9 protein-coding genes are annotated in these 15,513 nt (G+C 59.9%); all 9 read right to left on the bottom strand.

What is annotated here, in order from left to right:
• Positions 1 to 29 precede the first annotated feature (29 nt).
• Positions 30 to 2,072: a DUF5693 family protein gene (locus VB144_12460; protein ID MEA4884440.1), complete on the bottom strand. Its 2,043-nt coding sequence runs from the start codon at positions 2,070 to 2,072 to the stop codon at positions 30 to 32.
• An 11-nt stretch (positions 2,073 to 2,083) separates the two neighbouring features.
• A protein-coding gene (gene prfB, locus VB144_12455) for a peptide chain release factor 2 (protein ID MEA4884439.1) occupies positions 2,084 to 3,206 on the bottom strand; the annotation gives its coding sequence in 2 pieces (ribosomal slippage) (positions 2,084 to 3,136 and positions 3,138 to 3,206; 1,122 coding nt in all).
• A gap of 46 nt (positions 3,207 to 3,252) precedes the next feature.
• Complete coding sequence (gene secA / locus VB144_12450; protein ID MEA4884438.1) at positions 3,253 to 5,826, bottom strand: preprotein translocase subunit SecA; 2,574 nt, start codon at positions 5,824 to 5,826, stop codon at positions 3,253 to 3,255.
• Between the two features lie 10 nt (positions 5,827 to 5,836).
• A complete protein-coding gene (locus VB144_12445; GenBank protein MEA4884437.1) occupies positions 5,837 to 7,027 on the bottom strand; it encodes a hypothetical protein in 1,191 nt (396 codons plus the stop codon).
• Between the two features lie 110 nt (positions 7,028 to 7,137).
• Positions 7,138 to 7,689 (bottom strand): ribosome-associated translation inhibitor RaiA, encoded by a 552-nt coding sequence (raiA, locus tag VB144_12440; GenBank protein MEA4884436.1) that lies wholly within the window; start codon positions 7,687 to 7,689, stop codon positions 7,138 to 7,140.
• A gap of 109 nt (positions 7,690 to 7,798) precedes the next feature.
• Positions 7,799 to 10,537: a cation-translocating P-type ATPase gene (locus tag VB144_12435; GenBank protein ID MEA4884435.1), complete on the bottom strand. Its 2,739-nt coding sequence runs from the start codon at positions 10,535 to 10,537 to the stop codon at positions 7,799 to 7,801.
• 86 nt (positions 10,538 to 10,623) lie between these two features.
• Positions 10,624 to 11,394 carry a ComF family protein gene (locus VB144_12430; GenBank protein ID MEA4884434.1) on the bottom strand — a complete coding sequence of 257 codons (771 nt, stop codon included), beginning with the start codon at positions 11,392 to 11,394 and terminating at the stop codon, positions 10,624 to 10,626.
• Positions 11,395 to 11,408: 14 nt separating this feature from the next.
• Positions 11,409 to 12,956 (bottom strand): helicase-related protein, encoded by a 1,548-nt coding sequence (locus VB144_12425; protein MEA4884433.1) that lies wholly within the window; start codon positions 12,954 to 12,956, stop codon positions 11,409 to 11,411.
• Positions 12,957 to 13,356: 400 nt separating this feature from the next.
• Positions 13,357 to 15,513, bottom strand: a 2,157-nt coding sequence (locus VB144_12420) for an ATP-dependent RecD-like DNA helicase (protein ID MEA4884432.1), incomplete at its 5' end; no start/stop codon positions are given.

Genomic DNA, 15,513 nt, shown 5'->3' with positions numbered 1-15,513 from the left:
CAAAGTTGCGCCGTGGCCGATTCCCCCTGCTATCTAGGCACTGACCTCGCCTTCCGCCTGATGATGCCGACGAGAATTCTCCACACGGCAGTTCCCGCAAGCCCGATCACAACGCCGAAACCCATTCCTAGGAGCACTCGAACGAGGCTCACCCATATGGGCGTGTGGACATGGGCGAAGGTGTTCGCGACCGAGATCTGGCCTATCAGCCCGATCACTGCGACTGGGAGAAGGAGCGTCCTATCGCCAGTTACGGCCAGCGCAGCAGCAAGTATGAATGCGGGATGCCCGAGAAGGAATTCTTTGGTCCGCGGCCTCACCGGCAGTATCCTCTCCAGGGCAGCCCTCATCAGCTGTTCGCCCGAAGAGACGCCGACGCCGACTGTGGACGTGTTTCCAGTCCTGGCAATGTAGATCAGCCCTGCAACACCGATGATCGCGATGACAGCGGCGTGCCATACCAGTATGGGAGACACGCCGAGCCTGGAAGCGGAGGCGAGGAACGACTCGTTGCCTCTGCGTGCATAGTACTTCCAGTATGCGAGGGCCAGGAAGAGAATGGGCACGACATGCATGAGTTTCACGCCGATGAACTGCTTGACCTTGACCATGAACACCAAACTCGTGAGGCACGCTGCCAGCATCAACCCACCTGCCAGTGACAAAGCAGATGCAATCAGGAACCGGGAGATTGCACTCCTTGCCCAGGCTGATCCCAGCTTCCCCGCATCATCTCCATCGCTTGCCGGACGAAGCAGCACGAACCCTGCCAAAGAGGGGAAAGCAATGGCTGATGCCAAGGCTGCTGCCTGGCGCGCCAGCGCCGGGCGGCCCATGGCCCATAATGCTGCGAACCCTGCCGCTCCGACTGCCACCAAACCAGCGGAAATCGGGAAAGGAACATCCCACACCGCATTCAGCAGCATCACACATCCAGCGGCCACTCCGGCAGCTACAATGAGGGTAAGCAAAAGACCCGGATCTGCTTGTCCCATAGGCGCTGCCGAACCGAGCCTGAAGCCTGCTCCCTGAACGGCTTTGGCCACATCCTCAATGTAAGCCTGGTTCACCACTGCCAGAGGGCGCTCGTCCACAGGTTTGGTGATGGGGCGCATGTACAGGATGCGAATGTTGCGCTCTCTGACAGCCCTAACAAACCTATCCTGCATTGTCTGAGGCGATATGCCCCTATCCATTTCCCCTCTGGTGATGCTGTGCACGCGGACCAAACCGAAGCTGAGCAATGACGCCAGCTCCGCACCGCCTGCCTGCTGTTGGAACTCGATGTCCCCGTACCTCGTTCCGCTGCACATCAGAGCATGTGCCACAGCAGGCACGAGGCCAGGATAACCCAGGACATCTGTTCCACTGAAGATGACAGTGCTAACCGGGGAATCAGGGTGGGACTTGGGGATGACGGTGTCTATCCATCCCTCAGATACGCCAACGAAGTTGGATATCCTCAGCACCGCCGTCAGACCTGCTTGGTGTATCGAGTCAAGAGTGGCCGGCCGCACACCTAGGTTAAGCGAACGAGCTTCGTCCACCTGAAGACCTATCAAGAAGGCGGAGTTCTGACCGGACTTGATGATCTTCACTGTAGGTCCTCCGTGGGCTCGCGCAGCCAGACGATCGGAGAGGAAAGCAGCGACACTGGGGCTTCCGGGCACAACAAGAGTATCGGAAGGCGCAAATCCCTTTTGGGAGAGAGCGGCCTGCATGATCCCTGTGTGGCCCTCCAGCGCGGCTTGCTCGGCCACATCAGTGCCGCGGATCAGTGTTGCCTCTCCTTCGGATTCCAAGGTCCCCAGGGTGTCCTCATCCACCGCCACGGACACTATACCAGCCTGCCTTATATCCTGCAGGTACTGGTTCTTCGGAATCCCCACCTTCCTCGCGAACGCCATGCCCTCTCTGTAGTCCATGCAGAGCTCAACCGCGGCGTTCGCGTCCTCGACCACATGGCGTTTCCAACTGATCCACGCGGAGGCAGCTGATGCCACTAATACCAGAGCCAGGAGCCACCAGACAGTCCACGGATCTCTCCGGTTGACCGGAACAGAGACTGTCAATGCCATTCACCTCATTCTCGGTTCCTGCTTGCAGAGGCCGCTGCAGCGGAGGCTCTGAGCTGGGCCTCTATAAACTGATCGATGGCCCCATCCATCACAGCGCCAACGTTCCCGGTCTCAGCATCGGTCCTGTGATCCTTGACCATTGTGTAGGGCTGGAATACGTAAGACCTGATCTGACTGCCCCAGGCGATCTCGTGCTGTTCACCGCGGATGGCCGACAGTTCCTTCTCCTGATCCTGCCGCTGCTTCTCGCCGAGTCTCGCCCTGAGGATCTTCATGGCCGTCTCCTTGTTGCTGTGCTGCGACCTCTCGTTCTGACACTGCACGATAATGCCGGTGGGGATGTGGGTGATCCTCACTGCGCTGTCGGTCTTGTTCACGTGCTGCCCACCTGCGCCGCCTGATCGATAAGTATCGATCTTCAGATCCATCGGGTCGATGTCGATCTCGCCTTCTCCCATCTCAGGCACTACATCGACCGACGCGAACGAAGTGTGCCTCCTTGCCGAGGCATCGAAAGGCGAGATCCGAACGAGCCTATGCACGCCTTTCTCCGTCTTGAGGTAACCGAAGGCGTTCTCGCCCGACACGATCATTGTGGCGCTCTTGATCCCTGCCTCCTCGCCGGGGAGCAGGTCCACGAGTTCCACCCGATACCTACTCCGCTCCGCCCATCTCGTGTACATCCTGAGCAGCATCTCCGCCCAATCCTGACTCTCGGTTCCGCCTGCCCCCGGATGAATGGCCATGATCGCGTTGGAAGAGTCATAGGGTCCGGAGAGCAGGTTCTCAAGCTCAATCACACCGACTGCTTGGTCAAGCTCACGAAGACGATCGAAGCACTCCCTGATCGCGTCTGCGTCGTCCTCTTCATCGGCAAGCTCCGCGAGAGCGCGCGCGTCCTCAAGATGGCCTAGAATTGATTGGAACTTCCCGATCCCCGCCTGCAGGGTCGATATCTTCTGCATCAGCGCCTGCGCACGATCACGGTCATCCCATATCCCTGGCTCCGCAGCTTTCGCCTCGTATTCCCCTAGCCGGGCTCGCTTGCCCGCTACGTCAAAGATAGGCCCTCATTTCGTCTATTCTGGCCTCCATCGCAGCCAACGCCTGATCAAGCTCTGCTCTCATCGGCTAATCCCCCTCTAGTGCTATGCAGATGCCCCGCTGGCCCCGGCTACTTCCCGGCTCCGCAGCACTTCTTATACTTCTTGCCACTTCCGCACGGGCACGGATCGTTCCGGCCCACCTTTTGATCTGCCTTCCTCACAGGCTGTTTTGAAGACCTGCCCTCGTCCCTGTTGATGTGCATAGAGCACCGCGGGTGTTTCGGCGCGGCCGCATCAGTGCGCACACGCCCCTCGCTCTGGCCAACCCCTTCGGCGTGCTCTCCGCCTTCCTGCTCCAGGCGGACCTGTATCCTAAGCACATACCTTACGAAATCCTCACCAATGCTCGTAAGTAGGTCATTGAACATTAGGAACGACTCTTTCTTGTATTCCACGAGAGGATCCATCTGCCCGTACGCTCTCAGGCCGATGCCCTCTCGCAGGACGTCCATGCCCTGAAGATGATCCACCCACTTGGAGTCGATCATGTAGAGCATTATGGCCCTTTCCAGCTCTCGAAGGCGCTCCGGCCCTATGACGGCCTCCTTCTGCTCGTAGGCCTCGGTGAGAAGGGAGAGCACTCCATCGCGGAGATCCGCCCAGGAGCCAGTCAGGAACTGCGAGAGCTCGGGTTTGCCGCCCGTACTGAGCAGGCCTGCGATCTCGACCGAGAGCCCTGCAAGATCCCACTCCCCCTGCTTGAGTTTCTCATCTGCATGTGCCCGCGCCATGCCTTCGGCCGTAGCAGCCAGCAGTTCGAGGGCCTGCGCTCGCAGATCGGTGCCTTCAAGGATCGCGGAACGCCTCGAATATATGGCTTCCCGCTGCTTGTTCATGACGTCATCGTACTCAAGCACCTGGCGGCGGATTTCGAAGTTCCTGCCCTCGACCTTCCTCTGGGCATTCTCTATGGCCCGAGTGAGTTGAGGGTGCTCGATCGGCTCGTCCTCACTCCAACCCAGTCGGTTCATCAGGTTGGATATGAAGTCCCCGCCAAACAGACGCATCAGATCATCCTCGAGCGAGACGTAGAACCTGGAGGAACCTGGGTCTCCCTGCCGGCCTGATCTGCCGCGGAGCTGGTTGTCGATTCTCCGGCTCTCATGCCTCTCAGTGCCGATCACATGGAGCCCACCGCCTTTCGCTACTCCCTCACCGAGCACAATGTCGGTTCCGCGCCCAGCCATGTTGGTAGCGATGGTCACCGCTCCTGGTTGACCGGCAAGTTTGATGATCTCAGCCTCTCTCTCGTGGTGCTTCGCATTCAGCACCTGATGATCTACGCCTCTGCGCGAGAGCATATCCGAGACTCTTTCGGATTTCTCAATCGACACAGTGCCTACAAGCACGGGCTGGCCATTTGCGTGCCTCTCGCATATCTCATCCACCACTGCACGGAACTTCGCTGACTCGGTCTTGTACACGACATCTGGGAGGTCCACCCTGATCATGGGTTTGGCCGTGGGCACCTGAACAACACTGAGGTTGTAGATCTTGATGAACTCCGTTTCCTCAGTTGCTGCAGTGCCAGTCATGCCGCCGATCTTGTGGTACATGCGGAAGTAGTTCTGAAACGTGATGGTGGCCATGGTCTGGTTCTCCCTCTGCACCTTCACGTTCTCCTTGGCCTCTATCGCCTGGTGAAGACCATCGCTGTATCGCCTACCGAACATGAGCCTGCCTGTGAACTCATCGACGATGATTACCTCGTTGTCCTTCACGATGTAGTCCCGGTCCCGCCTCATCAATGCCCTGGCCCGCAGCGCGGCGTTGATGTGGTGAGTAAGCTCGATGTTCTGTTCATCGTACAGGTTCTCCACACCAAGCCATCTCTCAACTCGGGAGACTCCCGCCTCGGTGAGCGCCGCCGAGTTGGCTTTCTCGTCCACGGTGTAGTCCTCTTCCGACTTGAGGCTATCTGCGATCCTGGCGAAGACGAAGTACTTCTCGGTGGACTCCTCGGCCTGCCCGGAGATGATCAGGGGGGTCCTGGCCTCGTCGATCAGTATCGAGTCCACCTCATCGACGATGGCGTAGTTGTGGCCCCTCTGCACCTGCTGCTCGATAGACGTGACCATGTTGTCCCTGAGATAGTCGAAACCATACTCATTGTTGGTGCCGAAGGTGATGTCGCGCCTGTAGGCTTCGCGACGGCCAGGTCCTTCCAGGTCGTGCACGATCACTCCCACATCAAGGCCGAGAGCCCGATACACTGGGCCCATCCACTCCAGGTCACGCCTCGCCAGGTAGTCATTGACTGTAACGATGTGAACGCCCTTTCCAGTGAGGGCGTTAAGGTATGCCGGCATAGTCGCGACGAGGGTCTTCCCCTCGCCGGTCTTCATCTCCGCGATCTTCCCCTCGTGAAGGACTACTCCGCCCATCACCTGTACGTCGTACGGGTACAGGCCTATGGTGCGTCGCGCGGCCTCACGAGCGGTCGCAAATGCCTCTGGCAACAGAGAATCGAGGGTTTCTCCCCTCTCAATCCTGCTCCGGTAATCCCCGGTCCGCTCAGCCAGTTCACCATCGGAAGCGCGTTCAGCCTCGGAAGCGAGGGCAGAAACCGCATCAGCTTTGGCCTGCAGATCTCTCAATTCTCTCGGGTTAGAGTCGAAGATCCTCTTGAAGATATTCAGCAAAAGGGCCACCTCACTTGCGCGTCTGCCAACAAGGCATTATACCATCGCCCCCAGGGGGGCACAAGGCGAGCGCCCTGACGCCGCCTGAAACCAGCGAGTGTCCTCCCAGCACAACGGGGATTTCGGCGTCCGTGGCGGCCGTGACCAAGCGCGCCGCCCGTGAATCCCTGACCAATTCCGGCAGAAACAGATCGGCCGCAAACCTCTCCTCCTGAGAGAGGGCCGCCCCCATGTGCGAAAACAGGACCCGCGTATCGATGAATGCCACATCCGCGCACCATGCCAGATCCGCAAAGAACCCCTCAGGCCCTCGCGAGTCAATGTACCTTCCGATGAGGCTCCTGGCGCCGCCTGGCTTATCGCGGCCGAACGAGCGCATGCCCCGCTCCTCTGAGTAGATACGAAGGCGCGCGCGGGTAAGGGAGTTGAGCTCCTCGACTGTGGACGGGGAGACCCTGCCGAATATGGCTGCCTCGGCGAGTTCTCGCTCCAGCACGCGCCTTGCGAGATCAAGGCGTTCCCGCGCAATGCCGGCCGAGTTGAAACGCAGGATCTCATCCACAGTTCCTTTTGCGTCAGCCCCGAGCCTCTCGGCAACCGCCTCCATTACCAGAAGGTCGCTCGGGGTGTCCACGTCAAATGTGGTCCCAATAGTCTGGCGCAAGGCGATGAGCTCAGCTCCTTGCGCCCACACTGCCATCGGCGCAGCGTTGTCGGACGCCGGAAGATCCGCCTTCAGAACGAGGTTGACGTCCGCTGCCCCGAACATGTCGGCCGAATAGGTGTTGTTCGCCACCACCGCATGGGGATTCGCGAGGACCGCCCGTGCGAACGAACGTATCTCTTCAGCGCCCATGAAGAACCCGGATCCGCCACTCATGTAAACGAACCCACTCAGGTCGTCGTTCCCGCAGCATGCCCGCGTGTGCTCCGCGGCGCGATGCAGTGCCTGGGAAAGCCTAGCCCCGAAATGGAACGCGCCATCGTCGTGCCTGACGTCAGGCACTGCACCAGTTTGCGCAAGAGCCCGCTCCGCAAGGGCGCTTCTATCAGTCACCATGATAACCTCATCGAAACACCCGGTTGCCCTGAGGCGCCCGGCAAGGGACAGGGCCATCTCCTCCCTTACCTTCGCCACCCACGTCTCGATACACCCCGATGACGTCCCGCCTTCGAAAACAAAAGCAACAAATGAGCCCACACAGATCCCCTCCCGGCGGAGGCTGGGAAACAGCCCCATGCCCCTAAACAAGCGGCGGGAACGGGAGCGCCAACAGCGCCCCGCCCCCGCCATGAACTCCCTGATCAGCCTCAGAATTCAGGCTCTATCAAGCCGTAGTTGCCATCCTTGCGCCTGTATACCACGTTAACATCCTCGCTCGACGAGTTCATGAACACGAAAAAGTCGTGCCCCAGCAGTTCCATCTGCATGATGGCCTCTTCCACGGACATCGGCTTTATGGCAAATCGCTTCGTCTTCACAACTTTCGGCTCAGGCGCTTCTACTGCCGCCGCTCCAGCTGGAAGCATAGGAGACATCGCCGACTCAATGAGCTTGTTTCCCGCCTGGCGCAGCTTGCGGTTGATTCTGGTCTTGTACTTCTCGATCTGCCGCTCGATGTTGCTAACGGCCCCGTCGATGGACGCGTACATATCACCGGTCTTTTCCTCGCCCCGGAGAAGCAGGCCGTCTACCTGGATGGTAACGTCGACGCCGTGAATTCCGCGCTCAACCGCCATGGAGACCTGAGCGTCCACTATCTCACGCTCAAAGTACCTCTGGAGCTTGCTGACTTTCCTCTCAGCATAGCCCCGCAGCGCATCGGTGACCGCGATGTTTCGTCCGACAACCGTTATCTCCATTCACACCAGCCCCTTCTGGACTTTTTCCGTGGACACCCTGGCGGTTCGGCCCGCTCATGCTCCTGCGCAAGACTGGTGCATAGCCAGCCGGACAGACTGCTTCGCCAGGCTAGTTAGTAGTTCCATTTCGGTCGCGAAATTCCTGCGTCCGGGCGAAGAGCTTTGTCAACTCGCCTACGGCGATCATGATGACTGCCAGTGTCAACGCATCGAAGAGCTTCGCTCCGTGCACATCCCCGAGGTCGAGGAACCTCCGTGCGGGCGGGACGAAGGTGACCACGAGCTGAAGCAGGCCAGAACCGAGGAACGCGCCTACCAGTTTGGAGTTGGCGAACGGACCTACCCGAAACAGGGAACCCGTCTCCGATCTGAAGTTGAAGGCGTGGAACAGCTGAGAGAAACTCATCGTCAGCAGGCACATGGTCTGAGCCTCCAACAGCCTCTCGGCTGATAGATCCAGCTCGCCCGGCCATCCCAGGCCCACTGCAAACGAGAGCAACCCCAGGGCAGCGATGCTAAGGCCGTACACCAGGAGCCGCACAGCGGCGCCACCGCTCAACACGTCGTCCTGGCGCGCTCTGGGCCTTCTACTCATGATTCCCGCTTCCGGTGGGTCTACTCCCAGGGCAAGGGCAGGCAAGCCGTCGGTGATCAGGTTGAGCCACAGGATATGTATGGGCAGCAAGGGCCTTGGGAGCCCGAGGATGATCGCGGCGAACACCACCAGTATCTCGCCGATGTTGCATGATACCAAGTATTGGACTGACTTCTTGATGTTCTCGAACACAACCCTTCCTTCGCGCACAGCCGCAACGATCGTGGCGAAGTTGTCGTCAGTTAGGATCATGTCCGCTGCGCCCTTCGCAACGTCAGTCCCTGTGATGCCCATGGCCGCCCCGATATCGGCGCGTTTCAGAGCTGGGGCATCGTTCACGCCATCCCCTGTCATGGCTACAACCTGGCCGCGCCTTCTCCAGGCATCGACGATCCGAACCTTGTGCTCTGGAGCCACCCGTGCGTATACGCTCACATGCTCTACCGCCTCATCAAGTTCGGCGTCAGACATCGCGCCAAGCTCAGCTCCTGTTATGGCCACTGACCCAGGCGTCATTATCCCGAGGTCGCGAGCGATCGCCACTGCAGTCGCCTTGTGGTCCCCTGTTATCATCACAGGGGTTATGCCTGCGCTGAGGCACTCCTTCACCGCGATTGCGGCCTCCGGCCTTGCCGGGTCTTGCATGCCCACCAGCCCCAGGAACACCATATCTGACTCCACTGACTCGACGGAGATCTCTGGGGGCAGATCTGAGACCTCCCTCTGAGCGACTCCGAGGACACGGAGAGCGCCCTCAGCCATCTCCACATTCGCCGCCCTGATCTCCCCACGAAGCTGATCATCAAGGGGCCTGGTCTCTGTTCCATCGAACCACTTCGCGCATACTCGAATAAGCTCATCAGGAGCCCCCTTAGTGCAGCAAAGGTAGGCTTCAGGGAGCCTGTGGACAGTGGTCATGCGCTTGCGGTCGGATTCGAAAGGCAGTTCTTCAATCCTAGGCGCCCACTCAACCAATCTGGCCTTGTCGATTCCGGCCTTCATGGCGGCAACGATTATCGAGCCCTCCGTTGGATCTCCGAGCATCTCGATTCGCCCGCCATCGCCATTGCGAAGCCTGGCGTCGTTGCACAATGCAGCACAGGAAAGCAAGCGCGAGATCGCTGGATCGGATGGGCAATCTACATCGCGGCCGGCTTCCGTCAGCCTGCCCTCGGACGAGTAACCTTCGCCCGTAACCTCAAGCAGACGGCCAGGCACGTACAGCCTGCGGACTGTCATCTGGTTTGTGGTGAGAGTCCCGGTCTTATCGGAACAGATGACGCTCGCGCTCCCTAGCGTCTCAACAGCGGGAAGGCGCCGGATGATCGCGTTTCTCGACGCCATTCTCTGGACTCCCAGGGCCAGTACGATTGTCACTATGGCAGGCAGACCTTCTGGTATGGCAGCCACCGCCAGGCTGACGGCGGTGAGGAACATGTCGAACGGCCTCTCATGCCGAAGCACGCCGACCACGAACACTCCGGCGCAGAGCGCCACAGCCCCCACGCCAAGTTTCCTACCCAGCGCCTCAAGGCGCCTCTGCAGCGGAGTCAACTCCTCATCGGCCTCCTGCAGAAGCGAGGCTATCTTCCCCATCTCCGTGGACATGCCCGTCTCCGTCACGATCCCCATTCCACGGCCGTACACGACGGAACAGCCGGCGTAGACCATGTTGACCCTGTCGCCGAGGGATGCATCCGACGGCAGAATGGCGGAGGCCGACTGCTCTGCAGGAACCGATTCGCCGGTGAGTGCTGACGCGTCCACCCGCAGCATCCCCGATTCGATTAGCCGCGCGTCCGCAGGAATGCTGTCGCCAACCTCTATGAGAATGATGTCTCCAGGCGCCAGCTGTGAAGCATCCACGACCCGAGGCTGGCCCGACCGTATCACTCGCGCCTTCGGAGATGCCATCTTCTTAAGGGCGTCAAGCGCATTCTCCGCCCTGCGTTCCTGGATGACGCCGAGAACCGCATTGAGAATCACGATTCCGGCGATGATCAGCGCATCCTCCCCTTCGCCCACTGCGGCCGAGATGCCCGCCGAGATGAGGAGGAGAATCACCAGAAACTCCTTGAACTGCGCCGCCAACTCCTGCAGCAAGCCTCGGCGCTTGACCTCAGCGAGCGCATTTCGTCCGTACCGGGAAAGCCGCGACCGAGCCTCTTCATCAGATAGCCCCATCGTTCTCGAGCTGCCCAGAGCAGCCATGACCTCTCCGGATGTTATGGCGTGCCACGATTTCGATTCCATATGCCCCTTGCCTCCATGCTAGAACAGCGTGCTACGATGCCCTCCGCTACCGCGGGAGCCAATGTGGTTCGATTATATCCCTCAGATCAGCACGGCGCAACGGACGTGAACCAATCGCGCTCATCGGCCACAGACACTGCGAAAGCGAGCACGCGGACGCTGGCTGCTCCTGCACGAAGAAGGCTCCTGCAACACCCATCGGCGGTGGCGCCGGATGTGAATACGTCATCGATGAGAAGCACGGCCCTGCCCGATATGTGGGATGGTTTGGCGCAGGTGAAGGCGTGAATCACGTTGGAACGTCGGTCCCGCCTGTGGAGATGAGTTTGAGTCCCAGTTGACGCGTGCCGCTCAAGCGCAGCCGGTGCAACTCTAACTCCAAGACACGCACCCACGCCATGAGCAAGCAGCTCTGCCTGGTTGTATCCTCGGCGAATCGCCCTATCCGGGTGAAGGGGCACTGGCACAATGACATCGATGGAACGGACCATTCCATCAGCGACCGCCGCCCGGGCCATCATCCTTGCAAGAACCGGCGCGATTTCGACCCGCCCCCGATACTTCAGATCCTGCACATGCTCGCGAGCAGCGCCATCGTACACAGCGGCAGCCCGCGCCCGCTCGAAGTAGTGGTTGGCCCCATGGCACCCTGAGCACAGCAATGGACCAGACGCCGGTTGCGCAAGCCTGAGTGGAGTGCCGCACAACTGGCATACAGGGGGCAGAACAAGAGGAATCCGGCCGATGCATTCGCCGCACATCCCGCCTCTTGGGGAACGCCTTCCGCATATGACGCATCGAGAGTCGCGGCCGAACACGACGTCCTGTAGGGTATCGACGACTGCTGCGAATGTCACGCATACACACCTCCTCATGTAGACCGGGAATCCGAGGTAGGGCACAGAAGTCCGCGGGCCTTCGCATCATCATTCATCTCCCGGATCATGCCAATCGCCGTGAGGATCGCAGAATTCGCCTCGCTGCACACAAACCACACTCTTCCCGCAGGATGAGCTGAGGTTCTTCCTGCCCTTCCCGCCATTTGAACCAATGACCGGTAGTCGAACACCGCCTCCCAGTCCGCTTCGGCGACGATGACGTCTGCTCCATCCACCGTAATGCCTCTTTCCATGACCGACGTGGTGACCAGAACATCACATCTTCCCGAAGCAAAAGACTCCCTCTTTCCACTCCTTTCGGGGTCTCCTGAGTGCACCCACTCCACTCTTCGGCCGGGCAGAGCCGGGGATAGCTCCCGAGATAGTTCCGGAGCTCGGCTTCGGGATGGAACAAACACAAACAGGGGCGCGGCTGCCGCGAGGCTCACACGCGCCAGTTCGGCTACTGCAGAGCCCATGCTTCGGCCTCCAGTTTCCACCACAACGGGGACTGGCAGCGGGCGCCCGTGGTGCCTCGCGGATATCCTCACGCATGGCAGCGAGCCCACCCGCACTCTTGCGAGATGTCCGCGGGACGGAGTGGCTGTCATGATCACCATGCGCCCGCCCATCACTAGGGTGCGCTCGAGCGCAGTAGCCAGGGCCTCAGATCCGTAGTATGGGAACGCATCAGCCTCATCCAAGATGACCAGATCGAACCTTGAGTGAAACCTCATCGCCTGATGAGTGGTGAGTACCGTGATGCAGGCGCCGTAATCCCTTTGGGTGGACCCTCCATGGAACACCGCGCACGGCACTCCTGGAAATGCCGACTGAATCCGTGGCGCTAGTTCCGCCACTACATCCCGCCTTGGCGCCGCATATGCCACTCGCCGCCCACTGCGCAAGGCAGCGGCGATGGCGCCGAACGAGACTTCTGTCTTCCCTGCGCCGCACACCGCCCACACGAGAGCCTCGCGGTTTGCGCCGTGATCATGCCAGTCAACCAGTTCCCCGTACGCCCGCTTCTGTGCCTCAGTGAGAACGTGGGGGATTATAGGAAACCCGCCCTCGGCCACAGTACACTCCTGCACCTGAATAACGCGGGGTTCATTCACTATGTAGACTGGAACGCACTCCCGAGATACCCCCATAGACCGGCAGTTCATGCAGATAGCGCACTTATCCCTGCCGCAGCGGGCACAGGCAGTGGAAACGAACGGCCCTGTTGAGCCGCATCTGTTGCAGATCATGCCTCCGTACTTGGTGATTCCCACACCTGGAAGCAACCGGGCCAGGCCAGAGAGGCTCATGGCAGCAGTGAGCCGCACCGCCTGATCCAGCCCGCCGAGGCCGGCGTGGAACAGGACCTCGAGTGCTTCCTCGTCAAGAAGCACTCTTCCGGCCATGGCCCGTGTACACTCATTCACGAGCCCCTCGTCTGGAAGCACTCGGGAAGCCTCGCCCTGATCGTAGTCAGACGCACGGAGCAGTTGTGGCCTGGCAAGCATGATTGAGCCGCGTTCTCCAAGCGCTCTCAACCCGCGCCTCACAGCCGAATGAGCCCGCCCCGACGCCTTGGCGAACCCGCATGGCCTTCCCCATGGCCGCGGCCGTGACAAGACGGCTCGCAGCGCTTCGCGTGAAGCGGCCTCTGCCATCGACAGCGGGATCGGGGCTGTGAGAACCGCCAGATCAGTCGGGCCCTTAGAGTTCATGTACAGCCAGTCGTAGCGTGGGGAGCGCCCGAACCCAGCAGTTGGGCCTGAGGGCAATAACGCGACGTACACGTGGTACACTTCAACCGCCTACCAATTGTGCCTATTGCCTGTAAATGGTATTCGGCGTCATACCCATGCTCACCTCTCCGCTGTACGAGAATCGCCCGGGCTAACCATCAGCCCGGGCATAGCCGCGGTATGTGTTCTTTGGCAGAGTAGTTCAGGCATCATGCTGCCTGTCGGAAATCCCTCTGCTGGCCGCCTCCTGGAGGCGCTCCGCAAGCATCGTACGCCTCTTGAGTATGGATGCCCTGCCCACTGCGATTGCAAGCGCCTTCTTTGTGCCTACGAGCACTACCATCCTCTTGGCGCGGGTAACGGCGGTGTAAACCAGGTTCCGCTGAAGCATCACGTAGTGCTGCGTCGAAAGCGGAATGACCACTGCAGGATACTCGCTCCCCTGGCTCTTGTGGATGGACACACAGTAGGAAAGGGTGAGTTCGTCGAGGTCCTCCTGCCGATAGGTCACATCCCTGTCTCCATCGGCCTCCGGGAACCTCACCACCACCTCGCCCTCTTCAGGGTCGATCCGTGCAATCCGCCCCATATCGCCGTTCCACACTCTGCGCTCGTAGTTGTTGCGGACCTGCATGACCTTGTCTCCGCGGCGGAATAGAAGCGCCCCTGCCCGTATCTCCGAGGCAGCTCGGCGCGGAGGGTTCAGAGCGTCCCGAAGAACAGCGTTGAGGTTGTCGACGCCCGTCACAGTCCTCCTCATCGGCGAAAGCACCTGTATGTCGTCCATGGCATCGCATTTCAGGTAGCGAGGCAGCCTGGTCGCTACTGCTGCCACCACTGTCTCAACGATCTTCTCGGGGTCTTCCTGGTACATGAAGTAGAAATCGTTCGCGTCGCGGAACTCAGGCATCTCGCCCTTGTTGATCCGGTGGGCATTCATCACGATCATGCTCCCGGGGGCCTGCCTGAAAACCTGGTCGAGGACGACCGTATCCACCACTCCGGAATCGATCACATCCCGGAGCACGTTGCCCGGGCCTACAGATGGGAGCTGGTCCACGTCTCCGACGAGCACTAGCTTCATTCCAGGACGGATCGCCTTAAGCAGGTTATACATCAGTAGGATGTCGACCATCGATACTTCGTCGACTACAAGAACGTCGCACTCAAGGGGGCTATCCACCCCTCTGCCGAAGCGCCAGCCCTGCTCGCCCGGTCCGAACTCAAGCAGGCGATGGATAGTCCTCGCCGGCTTTCCGGTGGCCTCCGATAGCCGTTTCGCAGCTCGTCCAGTTGGCGCCGCCAGGTACACGCGGAGCTTTCGCCGCTCGAACAGATCGATGATGAGTCTCAGAGTGGTCGTCTTGCCTGTTCCGGGGCCTCCAGTGATCACCATCACCCCGGATTGAAACGATCTCATCACGGCATTGCGCTGTTGGACCCCGAGCGAAAGGCCAGCTCGGCGTTGCGCCTCATCAAGCTCGGACTCAGGGAGCTCCTCCAGTGCCCACATTCTGGCCTCGGCGAGCTCGCAGAGCCGCCGCGCCACACCCTTCTCCGCGTGGTAGAAAGGCGCCAGGTACACGGCGGTCTCATTCTGAATGAACACATCCCCGGATTCCTCAAGGACCTTGAGGCCCTGCTGCACGAGCTCGCGCGCCACCTCCAGCTCTGCAGAAACAGCTTCCACGAACTCCTTCAGATCAGAGTAACAATGCCCTTCATCGGAGGCTCGCGCTAGCCAGTATTTGATCCCAGCCTGGACCCGGCTCATGGAATCCCTGTCGATTCCCAGTTCCCTCGCTATCCTGTCGGCAGTTTTGAACCCGATTCCGTATATGTCGTCCGCAAGCCGGTAGGGATTCCGGCTGACCACATCGATAGAGTCCTCACCATAGCGCTTGTACACTTTGACGGCGTAAGTGGGAGTGACTCCGTACGACTGAAGGAAGACCATGACCTTCTGCACGGACTTGTGCTCAGCTACTGCCTTCACTATCCGTTCGGCCTTGACCTTGCCGATTCCAGGAACAGTCATGAGCGCGTCCGGTTGGGATTCTATGACCTGCAGAGTATCATGACCAAACTGCTTCACCAGACGGCGAGCAGTGCTTGGGCCAATGCCTCGAATCAAGCCGGATCCAAGATACTTCTCAATGCCCTGAAGAGTGGATGGCGCGATAGTCTCCACATGATCCACGCGGAGTTGCTTACCATACTCGCGGTGCTGCACCCATGAACCGCTCACCTTCACCGCCTGCCCCACAGACGCAGATGGGAATGGCCCCACAGCAGTCACGGTGGTTCCACCATCCATCCCGATCTGGGCCACGGTGAAGAGGCTGTCCTCATCGCGGTA

Source organism: Clostridia bacterium (genome assembly GCA_034926675.1).
Taxonomy (GTDB): Bacteria; Bacillota; DTU025; order DTU025; family DTU025; genus JAYFQW01.
This window is presented reverse-complemented; position numbering and strand designations above follow the sequence as displayed.

Bases quoted from the DNA above. Each gene is read 5' to 3' on its own strand.
- VB144_12435 (MEA4884435.1), bottom strand. From the start codon at position 10,537: ATGGAATCGAAATCGTGGCACGCCATAACATCCGGAGAGGTCATGGCT.
- raiA (MEA4884436.1), bottom strand. From the start codon at position 7,689: ATGGAGATAACGGTTGTCGGACGAAACATCGCGGTCACCGATGCGCTG.